The organism is Streptomyces sp. NPDC038213 (genome assembly GCF_055600495.1).
On record NZ_JBVJYM010000003.1, the window covers coordinates 475,542 to 491,426 of the forward strand.

The 15,885-nt window shown below is 75.3% G+C and carries 12 protein-coding genes; 9 read left to right on the forward strand and 3 right to left on the reverse strand.

Features of this window, described 5'->3' with window-relative positions:
* Positions 1-26: 26 nt before the first annotated feature.
* Together ACZ7JZ_RS07300 and ACZ7JZ_RS07305 are read left to right on the forward strand one after the other, a co-directional pair.
* Positions 27-3,893 (forward strand): glycosyltransferase family 2 protein, encoded by a 3,867-nt coding sequence (locus tag ACZ7JZ_RS07300; protein ID WP_470934136.1) that lies wholly within the window; start codon positions 27-29, stop codon positions 3,891-3,893.
* Entirely contained in the window at positions 3,890-5,386 is a 1,497-nt protein-coding gene (locus tag ACZ7JZ_RS07305) for a DUF5719 family protein (RefSeq protein WP_470934138.1), read from the forward strand. Before ACZ7JZ_RS07300 ends, ACZ7JZ_RS07305 begins: the two co-directional genes overlap by 4 nt.
* Positions 5,387-5,455: 69 nt before the next feature.
* On the opposite strand, the gene ACZ7JZ_RS07310 is transcribed toward ACZ7JZ_RS07305, so the two are convergent.
* Positions 5,456-5,929, reverse strand: a complete 474-nt coding sequence (locus tag ACZ7JZ_RS07310; protein ID WP_470934218.1) for a metallopeptidase family protein — start codon at positions 5,927-5,929, stop codon at positions 5,456-5,458.
* A gap of 249 nt (positions 5,930-6,178) precedes the next feature.
* Here ACZ7JZ_RS07310 and ACZ7JZ_RS07315 point away from each other — a divergent pair, with 249 nt between their 5' ends.
* From ACZ7JZ_RS07315 to ACZ7JZ_RS07340, 6 genes are all read left to right on the forward strand, one after another.
* Entirely contained in the window at positions 6,179-6,595 is a 417-nt protein-coding gene (locus tag ACZ7JZ_RS07315) for a DUF3499 domain-containing protein (protein WP_470934220.1), read from the forward strand.
* Positions 6,596-6,682: 87 nt separating this feature from the next.
* Complete coding sequence (locus tag ACZ7JZ_RS07320) at positions 6,683-8,047, forward strand: phosphomannomutase/phosphoglucomutase (protein WP_470934140.1); 1,365 nt, start codon at positions 6,683-6,685, stop codon at positions 8,045-8,047.
* A 167-nt stretch (positions 8,048-8,214) separates the two neighbouring features.
* On the forward strand, positions 8,215-8,397 hold the full coding sequence (locus ACZ7JZ_RS07325) for a Trm112 family protein (protein WP_470934142.1): 183 nt from the start codon (positions 8,215-8,217) through the stop codon (positions 8,395-8,397).
* A 17-nt stretch (positions 8,398-8,414) separates the two neighbouring features.
* Entirely contained in the window at positions 8,415-9,548 is a 1,134-nt protein-coding gene (locus ACZ7JZ_RS07330) for an SIS domain-containing protein (protein ID WP_470934144.1), read from the forward strand.
* A gap of 80 nt (positions 9,549-9,628) precedes the next feature.
* On the forward strand, positions 9,629-10,786 hold the full coding sequence (gene manA / locus ACZ7JZ_RS07335; RefSeq protein ID WP_470934146.1) for a mannose-6-phosphate isomerase, class I: 1,158 nt from the start codon (positions 9,629-9,631) through the stop codon (positions 10,784-10,786).
* A 71-nt stretch (positions 10,787-10,857) separates the two neighbouring features.
* Positions 10,858-11,802 carry a cation diffusion facilitator family transporter gene (locus tag ACZ7JZ_RS07340; protein ID WP_470934148.1) on the forward strand — a complete coding sequence of 315 codons (945 nt, stop codon included), beginning with the start codon at positions 10,858-10,860 and terminating at the stop codon, positions 11,800-11,802.
* A gap of 124 nt (positions 11,803-11,926) precedes the next feature.
* On the opposite strand, the gene lepB is transcribed toward ACZ7JZ_RS07340, so the two are convergent.
* Complete coding sequence (gene lepB, locus ACZ7JZ_RS07345; RefSeq protein WP_470934150.1) at positions 11,927-12,628, reverse strand: signal peptidase I; 702 nt, start codon at positions 12,626-12,628, stop codon at positions 11,927-11,929.
* 171 nt (positions 12,629-12,799) lie between these two features.
* A complete protein-coding gene (locus ACZ7JZ_RS07350; protein WP_470934152.1) occupies positions 12,800-14,857 on the reverse strand; it encodes a fructose-specific PTS transporter subunit EIIC in 2,058 nt (685 codons plus the stop codon).
* Between the two features lie 352 nt (positions 14,858-15,209).
* On the opposite strand from ACZ7JZ_RS07350, the gene ACZ7JZ_RS07355 reads away from it, so the two are divergent.
* Positions 15,210-15,885 (forward strand): adenosylhomocysteinase (locus ACZ7JZ_RS07355; protein ID WP_470934154.1); only part of this gene is annotated, 676 nt, incomplete at its 3' end.

A 15,885-nucleotide genomic window follows, 5' to 3' on the forward strand; every position in this document is an offset into this window, starting at 1 on the left:
CCCCCGGCCGGAGGGCCCGTACCGCGATGTCCGTGCACAGCCACTCGGCGGCCCCTTACGACTCGGCCGCCGCCCCCGCGTTCCCGCGGCATGTCGTCACCGCCGTCCTCGTCGCCCACGACGGAGCCCGCTGGCTGCCCCAGGCCCTCGCCGGCCTCCTCGGCCAGGAACGCCCCGTCCAGAACTGGATCGCCGCCGACACCGGCAGCGCCGACGAATCCGCCCGCCTCCTCACGGAGGCCCTCGGCGAGGACCGCGTCCTGCACCTCGCCCGGCGCACCGGCTTCGGCGCCGCCGTGGACGAGGCCGTCAGGGCCGCCGGCACCCCCACCGCCGACGACCTCCCCTACCTCCGGCGCCCCAGCGGCTGGGACCCCGTCAGCCGCACCTGGCGCGACGACGCCTACGACCTCCCCGAGCACCCGCACGGCGAACCGGTCCAGTGGCTCTGGCTCCTCCACGACGACTGCGCCCCCGAACCCGACGCCCTCACCGAACTCCTGCGCGTCGCCGACGCCGTGAGCACCGGCGGCGGCCCCGGCAGCGGCTTCGGCCCGGGCAGCGGCTTCGGTCCATCCGACGGAGACGGAGACGGCGACGGCCCGGCGGGCGGCCCCGCGGGCGAACCCCCCGCCGTCATCGGCCCCAAGCTCCGCGGCTGGTACGACCGCAAGCAGCTCCTCGAAGCCGGCGTCACCATCGCCCGCAGCGGCCGCCGCTGGACCGGCCTCGACCGCCGCGAACAGGACCAGGGCCAGCACGACCAGGTGCGCCCCGTCCTGTCCGTGTCCACCGCCGGGATGCTCGTACGCCGCGACGTCTTCGAGGCCCTCGGCGGCTTCGACCGCCGCCTGCCCCTCATGCGCGACGACGTCGACCTGTGCTGGCGCGCCCACGCCGCCGGCCACACCGTCCTCATCGCCCCCGACGCCGTCCTGCGCCACGCCGAGGCCGCCGCCCGCGAACGCCGCCCCATCGACTGCGCCGGACGCACCCAGGCCGGCCCCCACCGGGTCGACAAGGCGGGCGCCGTCCACACCCTGCTCGCCAACACCCCGGCCCCCGGGCTCCCGTACGTCCTGCTCCGCCTCCTCCTCGGCACCCTCCTGCGCACCCTCGCCTACCTCGTCGGCAAGGCGCCCGGCCAGGCCGTGGACGAGATCGGCGGACTCGCCCGCACCCTCCTGCGCCCCGGCCGGATCCTCGCCGCCCGCCGCGCCCGCGGCCGCGCCGCCGTCCCCGCCAAGGAACTGCGCCCCCTCTTCCCGCCGCCCGGCGCCACCCTCCGCGCCACCGTCGAACAGGCCGCCGGCCACCTCGGCGCCGGCCGCGACACCGACGGCCCCGGCGCGGGCCGCCACGGCAGCGCCGTCGAGAGCGGACCCGGCGGGGAGGACGCCGAGTTCCTGGAGATCGAGCAGTTCGCCCGGATCAAGCGGATCGCCCGCAGACCCGCCCCCGTCCTCTTCGCCCTGCTCCTCCTCGTCTCCCTCGCCGCCTGCCGCTCCCTGCTGGCCGGCGGCTCCCTCGCCGGCGGCGCCCTGCTCCCCGCCCCCGGCAGCGCCTCCTCCCTCTGGCAGGCCTACCTCGGCGAATGGCACCCCGTCGGCACCGGCGGCACCGGCACCGCACCCCCCTACCTCGCCGTCCTCGCGGCCCTGTCCACCCTCCTCCTCGGCTCCACCGAGACCGCCCTCACCCTCCTCCTCGTCTGCTCCGTGCCCCTCGCCGGACTGACCGCCTACTTCGCCTCCCGCCCCCTCGTCGAATCCCGGCTGCTGCGCGCCTGGGCCGCCGTCGCCTACGCCTTCCTGCCCGCCGTCACCGGCGCCCTCGCCGGCGGCCGCCTCGGCACCGCCGTCCTCGCCGTCCTGCTGCCCCTCGCCGCCCGCGCCGCCGTCTCCGCGTACGGCCTCGGCGGCGAGGAGGGCGGCAAGGGCAGCTGGCGGGCCGTGTGGACGTACGCCCTCCTGCTCACCCTCGCCACCGCCTTCACCCCCGCGGCCTGGCCCCTGGCCGCCCTCCTCGGACTCGCCGCCCTGGCCCGCCGGCGCCACGCCCTGCGCACGTACGCACCCCGCTGGCTCGCCGCCACCGCCACCCCCCTGATCGTCCTCGCGCCCTGGTCCCTGACCCTCCTCACCTCCCCCTCCGCCCTCCTGCGCGAGGCCGGACTGCCGTACGGGCCGGGCTCCGCGAGCCCCCTCGACCTGCTCGCCACCAGCCCCGGCGGCCCCGGCACCCCGACCGCCGCCCTCCTCCTGGGCCTGCTGCTCGCCGCCCTCGCCGCCCTGCTGCGCGCCGAGCGCCGCGCCGCCGTGCTCACCGCCTGGGCCGCGGCCCTGGCCGGACTGCTCCTCGCCGTCATCGCCAACCGCACCGGCTGGGCCGGACCCGCCACCCTCGTCTACGCCGCCGGCCTGATCGCCGCCGCCGTCCTCGGCGCCGACGGCGCCCGCGAGCGGGTCGCCGCGCAGAGCTTCGGCTGGCGCCAGCCGCTCGCCGTCCTCATCGCCCTCGCCGCCGCGGCCGCCCCCCTGGCCGCCGCCGCGCAGTGGACCCTGGCAGGGGCCCACGGCCCGCTGGAGCGCCGCGACCCCGTCCAGGTCCCCGCCTTCGTCGCCGAGATGAGCACCTCCCGCGACCAGCAGCGCACCCTCGTCCTCAGCGGGGACTCCGCCGACCGGGTCTCGTACAGCCTGGTCCGCGGCTCCGGCAGCCGCCTCGGCGACGCCGAGACCGCCGCCGCCAACGGCACCGACCCGCGCCTCGACCGGGTCGTCGCCGGCCTGGTCGCCGGGTCCGGCGCCGACCAGAGCGAGGCGCTCGGCTCCTACGCGATCCGCTACGTCCTGCTGGCCGACGGCGCCCCCGCCCACACCGGCCGGGTCCTCAACGCCACCCCCGGCCTCAAGCGGGTCAGCAAGCTCGACGGCATCTCCCTGTGGGAGGTCAAGGGGCAGATCGCCCGCGTCGTCATCCGTTCGGGGAAGGCCGGCGAGGACCCCGTCACCGTCGCCGCCGGACCCGTCGAGGTCCACAAGGAGGTCCCGGCCGGGCCCGCGGGCCGCATCCTGCGCCTGGCCGACTCCGCCGCCCCCGGCTGGTACGCCACCCTCGACGGCCGGGAGCTCCCGAAGAAGACCGTCGACGGCTGGGCCCAGGGCTTCGAACTCCCCGCCGCGGGCGGCCGCCTGGACCTCACCTACCGCGAGTCCTTCGCCGCCGGGGCCTGGCACTGGGCCCAGGGCGCCCTCGCCGTCCTCCTCCTGGTGATGGCCCTGCCCGGCCGCCGCCGCGAACTCGACGACGACCTCCCCGAGGAGGAGGCCTCCGTACCGGCCCAGGCCGCCGACGGCGAGGGCCGCCGCGCCCGCCGGCTGCGGGCCGAGGCCGCCGCGGCGGGCGCCGAGCACGGCGCGCAGGCCGACCCGTACGCCGCCCCCGAGGCCGGGGACCCGGGCGCGCCCTTCGGGGGTGCCGCCGTCCCCGCCCAGCCGGACCACGGCCAGTGGGACTCCCCGTCCTACGCCGCCGCCCCGGCCGCCCCGCAGGACGGGTACGCCCCGCAGGACGCGTACGGCCGCCAGGGCCACCACCCCGACCCGTACGGGCAGTACCAGCCGTACGAGCCCTACGAGCCCCAGCAGGGCCACGCCGACCCGTACGGACAGCAGGACCCGTACCGGCAGCAGGACCAGTACGGCCACCAGGACCCGTACGGCCAGCACGGCCACCAGCCCGCCCCCGGCTACGGCTACCCCCAGGACCCCGCCCCCTACGGGTACGAGCCCCCGTACCCCGGCGGCCCCGCGGACCCGGCCCGCCCGCCCCACCGCGATGACGCCCACCACGACCGGGACGACCGGCGCCCCGACGGGAGCAACCAGTGAAGCGCGCCCCCCTGACCCTCGCCGCCGTCACCGCGGCCCTCGCCGCGCTCACCGGCCTCGCCGCGGTCACCGCCCCCGCCGACCCGGCGGCCGCGTCCGCCGGGCGCAGCGGCGCGCTGCTGCCCGTGGAGCGCAGCACCCTGCTGTGCCCGGTCCCCAGCGGCTCCGACGTGGCCGAGACGGCGTACACGGCCTACACCCCGCCCGCGGGGAAGGACGCCCCCGCGGCCGCCGCCAAGGGCACGGCCGTCCTCACCACCACCGGCACCAGGCCCAAGCCCCTCCTGACCCTCAAGGAGCCCGGCAAGCCGGTCGCGGCCACCGCCGACGGGGCCGAGGCCCCGGCCCTGGCCGGCACCGCCGACGGCGCCCTCGCCCCCGGCTGGACCGCCCAGCAGACCACCACCGTGCCCGTGGGCTCGGCCCGCGGGGTGCTCGGCACCGCGTGCGCGGCCCCCGACACCGACTTCTGGTTCCCCGGCACCGGCACGGCGAAGACCCGGCACGACTACCTGCACCTCACCAACCCCGACGACGACACCGTCGCCGTGGCCGACGTACAGCTCTACGGCCCCGAGGGCGCCATCGAGCTCGACGAGGCCGCCAAGCGCGGGTTCGAAGTCCCGCCCCGCGCCTCGCTGTCCATCTCCCTGGCCACCCTCACCCCGGCGCCCGTCGCCGACCTGACGGCCCGGGTGAGCACCCGCAGCGGCCGGGTCGCGGCCACCGTCCAGGCCCAGGAGGACGGGGCGGGCGCAGACTGGCTGCCCGCCGCGGCCGACCCCGCGCCCTCCCTCGTCCTGCCGGGCATCCCCGCCGACGCCACCTCCGTGAAGCTGTACGCGTACGCGCCCGGGGACGACGACGCCGACCTGAAGATCCGGCTGGCCGGGCCCACCGGATCCCTCACCCCCGCCGCCCTCGACGTGCTGCACGTCAAGTCCGGGATGACCGCCTCGGCCGAACTCAAGGACCTCACCCGCGGCGAACCGGGCTCCCTGCTGCTGGCCCCCGCCGACCCCCGGCACAAGACGCCGGTGGTGGCCGCCCTGCGCATCACCCGCGGTACGGGCGCCAAGCAGGAGCTCGCCTTCATCCCGGCCGCCGCCCCCGTGGGCCCCCGCGCGACCGTCGCCGACAACCGCGCGGCCGGCACCACCCTCTCGCTGACCGCGACCACCGCCGACGCGACCGTCGAGGTCACGGCCTCCGCCGGCACCGGCGGCGGGACCCCCGCCACCAAGACCTACACCGTCAAGGCGGGCACCACCCTCGCGGTCAAGCCGCCCGTGCCCGCCGGGCTCAAGGGCTCGTACGCGCTGACCGCCGCCACCCGCTCGGGCGGCCCGGTGTACGCGGCGCGCACGCTGGCCCTGCCGGACGAGGGCGGCGACGACGGAGTGCTCATGTTCACCGTGCAGACCCTCCAGGACGACGGCGGCACGGTCGCCGTCCCGCGCGCCGTCCAGGACCTGTCCGTGCTCAACCGCTGACCCGGCGGCGGGCGCCGGGTCGCAGGGGCACCCCGGGCCGCCCGGCGCACCGGCACCGGCCCCGGCGCCTCAGTCCCGCCCGTCCTCCCCGTACCGCGGGTCCACCGTCTCGGGGGACAGCCCCAGCAGTTCGGCGACCTGCTCCACCACGATCTCGTGCACGAGCAGGGCCCGGTCGTCGCGGGTCTTCGTACGGATCTCGACCGGGCGCCGGTAGACCACGATCCGCGGCGGCCGGCCCTCCCGGGCCGCCACCAGCGAGCCCAGCGGCACGGCCTCGTCGTTCCAGCCGCCCTCCGGCCCGCCCGGCCGCGGCACCTCGGCGACCATGAAGTCCACGTCCGCGAGCTGCGGGAACCGCCGCTCCAGCCGCTCCACCGAATCCCGCACCAGATCGCGGAAGAGCTCGGACCGGCTGGCCGACAGCGGCACCTGGGGCGGCGCCACCGGGCCGCGCATCCCGCGGCCGTGCCGGTCCCGGCGGCGGGGCCGCGGTCCGTCCTGGCGTTCTCCGGGGGCGCTGGGAGGTACGGAACTGTCCATCACCCAGGCAGGGTAGCCCTCTGCGGGCCCCCGGGCCCCGCTACCGCAGCCCGCGCGGTCCGGCCCCGCCCCGGGCACGTTTCAGGATCTTCCGGTGATCTCCGCACTTGCCGTGGTTGACGGCATTCGTACCGGACGGCGCGCGCAATCGCCCCCGGCACACCCCTTCTGACCAGTCCCCGCGCAGGTCAGCGGGGGTGCAGGGGGAGGGCCCGGGGCGGCGGCCCCCAGGCGACACGGGGGAGTGACCTGCGGGAGAGTCGTCGCGGCCCGGTCAAGAGTGCGGTACCGTCCAACGTCGTGAGCCCTGTACGTCGCTGTTCGCGCACCGCGTGCGGCCGCCCTGCCGTCGCAACACTGACGTACGTCTATGCCGACTCGACCGCAGTTCTCGGCCCGCTCGCCACCTACGCCGAACCCCACTGCTACGACCTGTGCGTCGAGCACGCCGAACGCCTCACCGCCCCCCGCGGGTGGGAGGTCGTCCGGCTCTCCGACGGGTCCGGTCCCGCCCGCCCCAGCGGGGACGACCTCGAAGCCCTCGCCAACGCCGTGCGCGAGGCCGCCCGGCCCCACGAACGCGCCGCGGAGCCCGGCGCCGCCGGGGCCGCACCCGCCGGCGAACCCCGCCGCCACCTGCGCGTACTGCGTTCGCCCGAATCCTGAGGCCCGGGGTTCACCTCCCGGGGCCTGCGGTTCACCTCCTGCGGGTAGGTTGGACCGACCGCACAGGAATTCAGGAGGGGTGGCCACGTGGCTGCAGATCTGTCGCAGATCGTGAAGGCGTACGACGTACGCGGAGTCGTCCCCGACCAGTGGGACGAATCCCTGGCCGAACTCTTCGGCGCCGCCTTCGTCCAGGTCACCGACGCGTCCGCGATCGTGATCGGCCACGACATGCGCCCCTCCTCGCCCGGCCTCGCCGCGGCCTTCGCCCGCGGGGCCGGCGCCCTCGGCGCCGACGTCACCCTCATCGGGCTCTGCTCCACCGACCAGCTGTACTTCGCCTCCGGCAGCCTCGGCCTGCCCGGCGCCATGTTCACCGCCTCCCACAACCCGGCGCAGTACAACGGCATCAAGCTGTGCCGCGCGGGCGCCGCCCCCGTCGGCCAGTCCACCGGCCTCGGCGAGATCCGCGCCCTGGTGGAGGAGTGGTCCGAGAAGGGCGCCCCCGAGCCCGCCGCCGTCCCCGGGAAGGTCACCGAGCGCGACACCCTGGAGGAATACGCCGCGCACCTGAAGTCCCTGGTGGACCTCTCCGCGCTGCGCCCCCTCAAGGTCGTCGTCGACGCGGGCAACGGCATGGGCGGGCACACCGTCCCCACCGTCCTCGCCGGCCTGCCGCTCGACGTCGTCCCCCTGTACTTCGAGCTCGACGGCACCTTCCCGAACCACGAGGCCAACCCCCTCGACCCGAAGAACGTCGTCGACCTCCAGGAGCGCGTCCGCGCCGAGGGCGCCGACCTCGGCCTCGCCTTCGACGGGGACGCCGACCGCTGCTTCGTCGTGGACGAGCGCGGCGAGGGCGTCTCCCCCTCCGCCGTCACGGCCCTGGTCGCCGCCCGCGAACTGGCCCGCAACGGCGGCACCGGCACGGTGATCCACAACCTGATCACCTCCTGGTCCGTCCCCGAGGTCGTCCGCGAGCACGGCGGCACCCCCGTGCGCACCCGCGTCGGCCACTCCTTCATCAAGGAGGAGATGGCGAACACCGGCGCCATCTTCGGCGGCGAGCACTCCGCGCACTACTACTTCAAGGACTTCTGGAACGCCGACACCGGCATGCTGGCCGCCCTCCACGTGCTCGCCGCCCTCGGCACCCAGGACGGTCCCCTGTCGGCCCTCGTCTCCTCGTACGACCGCTACGCCGGCTCCGGGGAGATCAACTCCACCGTCGCCGACCAGGCCGGCCGCCTCGACGCCGTCCGCGCCGCCTACGCCGACCGCCCCGGCACCACCCTGGACGAGCTGGACGGCCTCACCGTCGCCACCGCCGACTGGTGGTTCAACGTGCGCCCGTCCAACACCGAGCCCCTGCTCCGCCTCAACGTGGAAGCCCGGGACGGGGCCACCCTCGCCGCCGTACGCGACGAGGTCCTCGCCCTGATCCGCGCCTGACCCCCGCCGGCCCGCCGGGACCGTCCCCGGCGGGCCGCACACAAGCCGCACCCTGCGCCCCGCGGCGGTACGCTGACCTGGCCAGACGGCACCGATACGAGAACAGCACCGCACCAGCGCAGGACCGGCGGCCCCGGCCCTGCGACCGCACCCCGAAGGGACCACCCATGCCGCTCGAAGCCGGCCTCCTGGAGATCCTCGCCTGCCCGGCCTGCCACGCGCCGCTGACCGACGAGTCCACGGCCGACACCCCCGAGCTGATCTGCACCGGAGCGGACTGCGGCCTGGCGTACCCCGTGCGCGACGGCATCCCCGTACTCCTCGTGGACGAGGCCCGCCGACCCGCCTGACCCGACCGGAGGCCGTCATGCTCGACGAGTCGTTGCTCGACGACCCCGAGGCGCTCGCCCGGGCGGACCGCAGCGGACTGCTCCGCGGCGCCGCCGAAACGGGCGCCAGGGTCCGCACCGCAGCCCGGCACGCGGCCGAGGCCGGCCTCGCCGACCTGCGCCCGGACGGCCGCCCGCGCGCCGTCCTGCTCGCCGGCCCGGGCACCGCGGCCGCCGGCGTGGCCGACGTGCTGGCGGCCCTCGGCGGGGCCTCCGCCCCCTTCGTCCGGCTCCAGCCCGCCGGAGTGGCCCCCGCCGCAGGGGCCCTGCGCTGGACCCTGCCCGGCTGGGCCGGCCCCGTGGACCTCCTCCTGATCACCACCACCGACGGCACCGAACCGGGACTCGCCGGCCTCGCCGAACAGGCCTACCGGCGCGGCGCGACGGTCGTCGCCGTGGCCCCCGAGCGCTCCCCGCTCGCCGAGGCCGTCGCCGGCGCCCACGGACTGCTCGTCCCGATGGCCAGGGCTCCCTACCAGGAGTACGACGAGAGCGCCGCGGCAGGCCCCGGCGCCCTGTGGGCCCTGCTCACCCCCCTCCTCGTCCTCCTCGACAAGGTCGGCGTCATCCAGGCCGGCCCCGACAGCCTCCAGGCCGCCGCCGACCGGCTCGACCGCACCGCCGAGCGCTGCGGCCCCGCCATCGCCACGTACTCCAACCCGGCCAAGACCCTCGCCGCCGAACTCGCCGACTCCCTCGCCCTCATCTGGACCGAGGGGTCCGCAGCCGCCCCGGCCGGCCGCCGCTTCGCCGCCACCCTCGCCGAGCTCGCCGGCCGCCCCGCCCTCGCCGCCGAACTGCCCGAGGCCCTCCCCGCCCACGGCGTCCTGCTCTCCGGGGCCCTCGCCGCGGGAGCCGATCCCGAAGACTTCTTCCGTGACCGGGTCGAGGAGCCGCAGGCTCTGCGCGCCCGGGTCGTCCTGCTGCGTGACCGGCCGGGCGGCGGACTCACCGCCGCCCCCGCCGCACGCGAGCTCGCCCTCAGCCACGACACGGCCGTCAGCGAGCTCGAACCGGAGGAGGGCGGCGTGCTCGAACTGCTCGCCGAACTCCTCGCCGTCACGGACTTCGCCACCGCCTACCTGGCGCTGGCCTCAGGGGGACGCCCCTGAGCGGGGCGTACCGACCGGGGGACCGGCGCGGGCGCACACACCGCACCCGGTCCTCCTCCCACCTCCCAGGAAGACGACCGATGGACCGCCTCTCCAACACCGTCCGCCCCTACGCCTGGGGCTCCACCACCGCGATACCGGAGCTCCTCGGCACGGCGCCCACGGGCGAACCGCAGGCCGAGATGTGGCTCGGCGCCCACCCCGGCGCCCCCTCCCGCCTCGACCGCGGATCCGGCGCGACGGGCCTCGCCGAGGTCATCGCCGCCGACCCCGAGGGCGAACTCGGCGCCGCCACCGTCGCCCGCTTCGGCCCCCGGCTGCCCTTCCTCCTCAAGCTCCTCGCCGCCGGCGCCCCCCTCTCCCTCCAGGTCCACCCCGACCCCGCCCAGGCCCGGGCCGGCTTCGAGGACGAGGAGCGCCGCGGGATCCCCGTCGACGCCCCGCACCGCAACTACAAGGACGCCAACCACAAGCCCGAGCTGATCTGCGCCCTCACCCCCTTCGAGGGCCTGTGCGGCTTCCGCCCGGCCGCCGAGTCCGCCGACCTGCTCGCCGGGCTCGGCGTGGACTCCCTCAAGCCGTACGCCGACCTGCTCCTCGCCCAGCCCGAGGACGCCGCCCTGCGCGAGGTGCTCACCGCCGTCCTGACCGCGGACCGCGGGGAGATGGCCCAGACCGTGGCCGAGGCCGCGGCCGCCGCCGAGCGCCTCGGCGGCCCGTACGAGCCCTACGCCGTCCTCGCCCGCCACTACCCCGGCGACCCCGGGGTCGTCGCCGCCCTGCTCCTCAACCACCTCCGGCTCCAGCCGGGCGAGGCCGTGTTCCTCGGCGCGGGCGTCCCGCACGCCTACATCGAGGGGCTCGGCGTGGAGATCATGTCCACCTCCGACAACGTCCTGCGCTGCGGCCTGACCCCCAAGCACGTCGACGTACCCGAACTGCTGAAGGTGGTCCGCTTCGAACCGGGCGCCCCGCGGATCCTGCGCCCCGAGAGCGACGGCGAGGAGGTGTACGAGACCCCGGTCGAGGACTTCCGGCTCTCCCGCTTCGTCCTCGCCCCCGGCGGCGCCCCCCGCCAACTCCCGTACGGCGCCCCGCAGATCCTGCTCTGCACGGCCGGCGCCCCGGTCGTCGGTGAACTGCCCCTCGCCCCGGGCGAGTCGGTGTTCGTACCCGCCGGCGAAGAGGTCCGGCTGTCCGGTCGGGGTACCGTCTTCCGCGCCACGGTGGCGGCCTGAGACCGGGCCCGCCCGAAGGGCTGCAACAATGTGCGGCCGTACCAGTGGCTAGGAAGGGACACCCGGCACCCATGAGCGCGTCAGGCGGAACCAAGGCGATCGTGGCGGCACTCGCCGCCAACCTCGCCATCGCTGCAGCCAAGTTCGTGGCGTTCATCTTCAGTGGTTCGTCGTCGATGCTCGCGGAAAGCGTCCACTCGCTGGCCGACTCCGGCAACCAGGGCCTGCTGCTGCTCGGCGGCAAGAAGGCCAAGCGCGAGGCGACGCCCCAACACCCCTTCGGATACGGGCGCGAGCGCTACATCTACGCCTTCCTCGTCTCCATCGTGCTCTTCTCCGTCGGCGGCATGTTCGCCATCTACGAGGGCTACGAGAAGATCCACGACCCGCACGAGATCAAGGCCTGGTACTGGCCGGTCGGCGTGCTCGTCTTCGCGATCATCGCCGAGTCCTTCTCCTTCCGTACGGCGATCAAGGAGTCGAACGAGGTCCGCGGCTCCCTCTCCTGGAAGCAGTTCGTCAAGCGCGCGAAGGCCCCCGAGCTCCCCGTCGTCCTCCTGGAGGACCTCGGCGCCCTCGTCGGCCTGGTCCTCGCCCTCGCCGGCGTCGGCCTCGCCCTGCTGACCGGCAACGGCGTCTGGGACGGCATCGGCACCCTCTGCATCGGCGTCCTGCTCATCGCCATCGCGATCGTCCTGGCCGCGGAGACCAAGTCCCTGCTGCTCGGCGAGTCCGCCGGCACCGAGGAGGTGGAGAAGATCAAGGCGGCGATCGTCGACGGGGAGACCGTCACCTCGCTCATCCACATGCGCACCCTGCACCTCGGCCCCGAGGAGCTGCTCGTCGCCGCCAAGATCGCCGTCCAGCACGACGAGACCGCCGAGCAGGTCGCCCACGCGATCAACGCCGCCGAGGACCGCATCCGGGCGGCCGTCCCGATCGCCCGGGTCATCTACCTGGAGCCCGACATCTACCGGGCCCCGGCTGCTCAGGCCGCCCCCGCGGCCGACAGCTGACCCGCAGCCGACCGCTCACCCGCGGCTCCCGGCCCGCACCGGCCGGGCCGACCGCGTACGAAGGCCCCCGCCGCGCACCCGCGCGACGGGGGCCTTCCCGGCTCCCGCAGGTCCTCCGCCCCCGCTACCAGCCCAGCCGCTGCGAGGGGTTCGGCACGTGCGGCGGGGCAAGCTCCCGCTCGCGCGCCCGCCGCCGGGCCACCCGGGCCCCGATCCCGAGCCCGGCCCCCGCCAGGGCCAGCAGCAGGCCGCCCAGGGCGGCGCCCCCGAACACGTAGAGCAGGCCCGCGTGCTCCTCCTCCGGGATCGCCACCCCGACCACCGCGGACTCGGGCACCGTCCCCGAGGCCACCGGCTGGTGGTAGCGCGAGTCGTTCGAGTTCGCCCGGTTGTCGCCCATCAGGAAGAGCCGCCCCTGCGGCACGGTCACGTTGAACGGCGCGGAGCCCGCCATCCCGTCGTCCAGGCCCTCCAGGTAGGGCTCCTCCAGGAGCTGCCCGTTGCGCGTCAGCGAGCCGTTGCGGTCGTACGCGATCCGGTCCCGGCCGGTCGCGACCACCCGGCTCACCAGCTCGGTGCCCTTCGGCAGATCGGCCCACCCGGGGGCGGTGAAGAGCACCACGTCCCCCGACGAGGGGTGGCTGATCCCCTTGGCGAACACGATCCGCTCACCCGGCCCGTACGAGGGCCGCATGCTCGCCCCCGTCATGCTCTTCACCGCGTACCCGCTGTGGAAGAGCACCGGGGCGGCCCCGGCCACCAGCACCCCCACCGCCACCAGCACGATCGCCCAGACACTCCGCCTGCGGCCAGGTCTGCGTTGCATGACGTCCCCTCCCCAACGAGCGCGCGGGCTGCGCAGCAGGGCATCGTACGGAGCCCCGCCGGCACCACGGCCGACGGGGTCCCCGTTACCGCGCGCGGCAACGGGGACCCCGTCGACTCCAGCTCCCCGGCGGCCCCCCGGCGGGCTCCGCCGCTCCGGGCCGTACGGCGCTCAGCGGATCTCGCTCAGCACCTCCAGCACCGCCGCCCCGTCCGGAGCCGACGACAGCCGCTCCCGGAACCCGGTGTCCATCAGCTTGCGCGACAGCAGCGCCAGGATCCGCAGGTGCTCGTCGCCCGCCGCCGCCTCCGGCACCGAGATCATGAACACCAGCCGGGCCTTCGTACCGTCCAGCGCACCCCACTCGATGCCCTCGGAGGAGCGGGCGAAGCCCACCGTCGGCCGGCTCACCGCGTCCGTCTTGGCGTGCGGGATGGCGATGGACTCGCCGAGACCGGTCGTCCCCTGCGCCTCCCGGGCCAGCGCCACCCGCACCAGCTCGTCCACGTCGCGCACGTTCCCGGTGCCCGCCAGCAGCTGCGCCATCTCGCGGATCGCGGCCTCCTTGGAGTCCGCGGCCAGCTCGGTCCTGACCGTCTGCGCGGTCAGGTACCCGGACAGCACCTCGGGCGCCGCCCCGGCCGCCGGGGCCACAGCCCCGCCCGGCGCGGGAGCACCGCCCGCCCCGGGTGCCCCGCCCGCAGCCCCCGCTCCGACCGCGGCCGGCACCCGCACCGCCGCCGCCGCCGCACCGGCGGCCGCGGGCACGGCCCGCACCCCGCCGCCCGACCGGCGCTCCTTGATCTCGATCAGCGCGTTGGTGGTCAGAGCGGTCACGACGGTGCCCGCCGCGATGGCGATCAGGAACCAGGCCCAGTTGTCGATGGCGCCCAGGGCGGCGACCACCGGCCCGCCGTGCGGCACGTGGTCGCCGACCGCGGCCACACCCGCGAGGGCACCGGCGACCGCGCCGCCCAGCATGTTGGACGGGATCACGATGGCCGGCCTGGCCGCCGCGAAGGGGATCGCGCCCTCCGAGATGCCGAACATCCCCATGAAGAGCGCCGCCATGCCCGTCTCCCGCTCCTGCTCGGAGTAGAGCTTGCGGCGCAGCAGCGTGGCCAGGCCCTGGCCGAGCGGCATCACCGGGATCGCAGCGGCGCACATGCCCATCACGGCGTAGTTCCCGGAGGCGATCAGCCCCGTACCGAAGAGGAACGCCGTCTTGTTGACCGGCCCGCCCATGTCGAAGGCGATCATCAGCCCGAGGATCGCGCCGAGCAGGATCGCACTCGTCCCCGTCATCCCCGACAGCCAGCCCGTCAGGCTCTCGAAGACCCAGGAGATCGGCTTGCCGATGACGTAGATGAAGAACAGCCCGAGCGCCGTCGTGGCCACGATCGGGATCACGATGATCGGCATGATCGGCTGGACGACCTTCGGGACCTTGACCTTCTTGATCCACACCACCAGGTACCCGGCCAGGAAGCCGGTCACGATCGCCCCGATGAAGCCGGCCCCGGCCTTCGAGTCGTACAGCGACCCGGTGTTCGCGATGAACCCGCCGATCATGCCCGGTACGAGCGCGGGCCGGTCGCCGATCGCGTACGCGATGTAGCCCGACAGGATCGGGATCATCAGCGTGAAGCCGATGACGCCGATCTGGAAGAGGTGGTCCCAGAAGGTGCCCGGGACGACGGCGTACCCCTCGGCGGTGGCGTGCCCGCCCAGCGCCAGCGAGACGGCGATCAGCAGACCGCCGACCACCACGAACGGGATCATGTACGAGACACCGTTCATCAGCGCCTTGTACGCGAGGCTCCGCTCCTTGCCGCCGCCACCGGCGTCCCCGCCGGACCCGCTGCCGGCCTGCACCGGAGCGCCCTGCACCCGCTCGATCAGCTCCTCGGGCCGGTGGATGCCGTCCGCGACCCCGGTCGACAGCACCCGCTTCCCGGCGAACCGCTCGCGGTCGACCTCCTTGTCGGCGGCGATGATGATGCCGTCCGCTTCTCTGACATCGTTGTCAGTGAGTACGTTCTCGGCCCCGATCGAGCCCTGGGTCTCGACCTTCATGTCGTACCCGAGCCGCGCCGCCGCCTGCTGGAGCTTCTCCGCAGCCATGTAGGTGTGCGCGATCCCGGTGGGGCACGCGGTCACCGCGAGCAGCTTCAGGCGCTTGCGCCCACTGGGGCCGCCGCTCTGCGGGAGGCCGTCCGGACTGGTCACTGGAATCTCCTCACACCTTCGGTCACGCGGGACCGCCCGACCGCCGTCAGCAGCGACGGGCCCACCGGCATCGTCCCGCAGTTAAGGGGCGCGTCAAAAGTCCGAAAGTCCTGAAACGGGCCCGCCGGACGGCCCCTAAAGCCGCGGAGACTTGAGCAGGATCGGCTGGGGGCTGATCGGCCGTTCGGTGTAGATTCGGGAGAGGTGTCAGGCGTCGCTGCTGATGGCGGTCGGGCGGTCCACCGGACCGGCCGAGAGGAGAGAGGGCCTCCGACGGACTGCGCTGCGTGCGCCCATCGCGGCGCACCGCTCAGCCGTACCCTCTCGCATCCCACCACGAGGAGCAGGACCCATGGACTTCAAGGTCGCCGATCTCTCCCTGGCCGCGTTCGGCCGCAAGGAGATCACCCTCGCCGAGCACGAGATGCCCGGTCTGATGTCGATCCGCAAGGAGTACGCCGCCGCCCAGCCGCTGGCCGGGGCGCGGATCACCGGCTCGCTGCACATGACCGTGCAGACCGCCGTGCTCATCGAGACCCTCGTCGCCCTGGGCGCCGAGGTCCGCTGGGCCTCCTGCAACATCTTCTCCACCCAGGACCACGCCGCCGCGGCCATCGCGGTCGGCCCGGCCGGCACCCCGGAGAACCCCCAGGGCGTCCCGGTCTTCGCCTGGAAGGGCGAGACCCTGGAGGAGTACTGGTGGTGCACGGAGCAGGCGCTGACCTGGCCGAACACCCCCACCGGCGGCCCGAACATGATCCTGGACGACGGTGGCGACGCCACCCTCCTCGTCCACAAGGGCGTCGAGTTTGAGAAGGCCGGCTCCGCTCCGGACCCGTCCACCGCGGACAGCGAGGAGTACGGCCACATCCTCACCCTCCTCAACCGCACCCTGGCGGAGGCCCCGCAGAAGTGGACGCAGCTCGCGTCCGAGATCCGCGGCGTCACCGAGGAGACCACCACGGGCGTCCACCGCCTGTACGAGATGTTCCAGTCGGGGACCCTGCTGTTCCCGGCGATCAACGTGA

Bases quoted from the DNA above. Each gene is read 5' to 3' on its own strand.
- ACZ7JZ_RS07300 (WP_470934136.1), top strand. From the start codon at position 27: ATGTCCGTGCACAGCCACTCGGCGGCCCCTTACGACTCGGCCGCCGCC.
- ACZ7JZ_RS07310 (WP_470934218.1), bottom strand. From the start codon at position 5,929: ATGGACAGTTCCGTACCTCCCAGCGCCCCCGGAGAACGCCAGGACGGA.
- ACZ7JZ_RS07325 (WP_470934142.1), top strand. From the start codon at position 8,215: ATGCCGCTCGAAGCCGGCCTCCTGGAGATCCTCGCCTGCCCGGCCTGC.
- ACZ7JZ_RS07330 (WP_470934144.1), top strand. From the start codon at position 8,415: ATGCTCGACGAGTCGTTGCTCGACGACCCCGAGGCGCTCGCCCGGGCG.
- manA (WP_470934146.1), top strand. From the start codon at position 9,629: ATGGACCGCCTCTCCAACACCGTCCGCCCCTACGCCTGGGGCTCCACC.
- ACZ7JZ_RS07340 (WP_470934148.1), top strand. From the start codon at position 10,858: ATGAGCGCGTCAGGCGGAACCAAGGCGATCGTGGCGGCACTCGCCGCC.
- lepB (WP_470934150.1), bottom strand. From the start codon at position 12,628: ATGCAACGCAGACCTGGCCGCAGGCGGAGTGTCTGGGCGATCGTGCTG.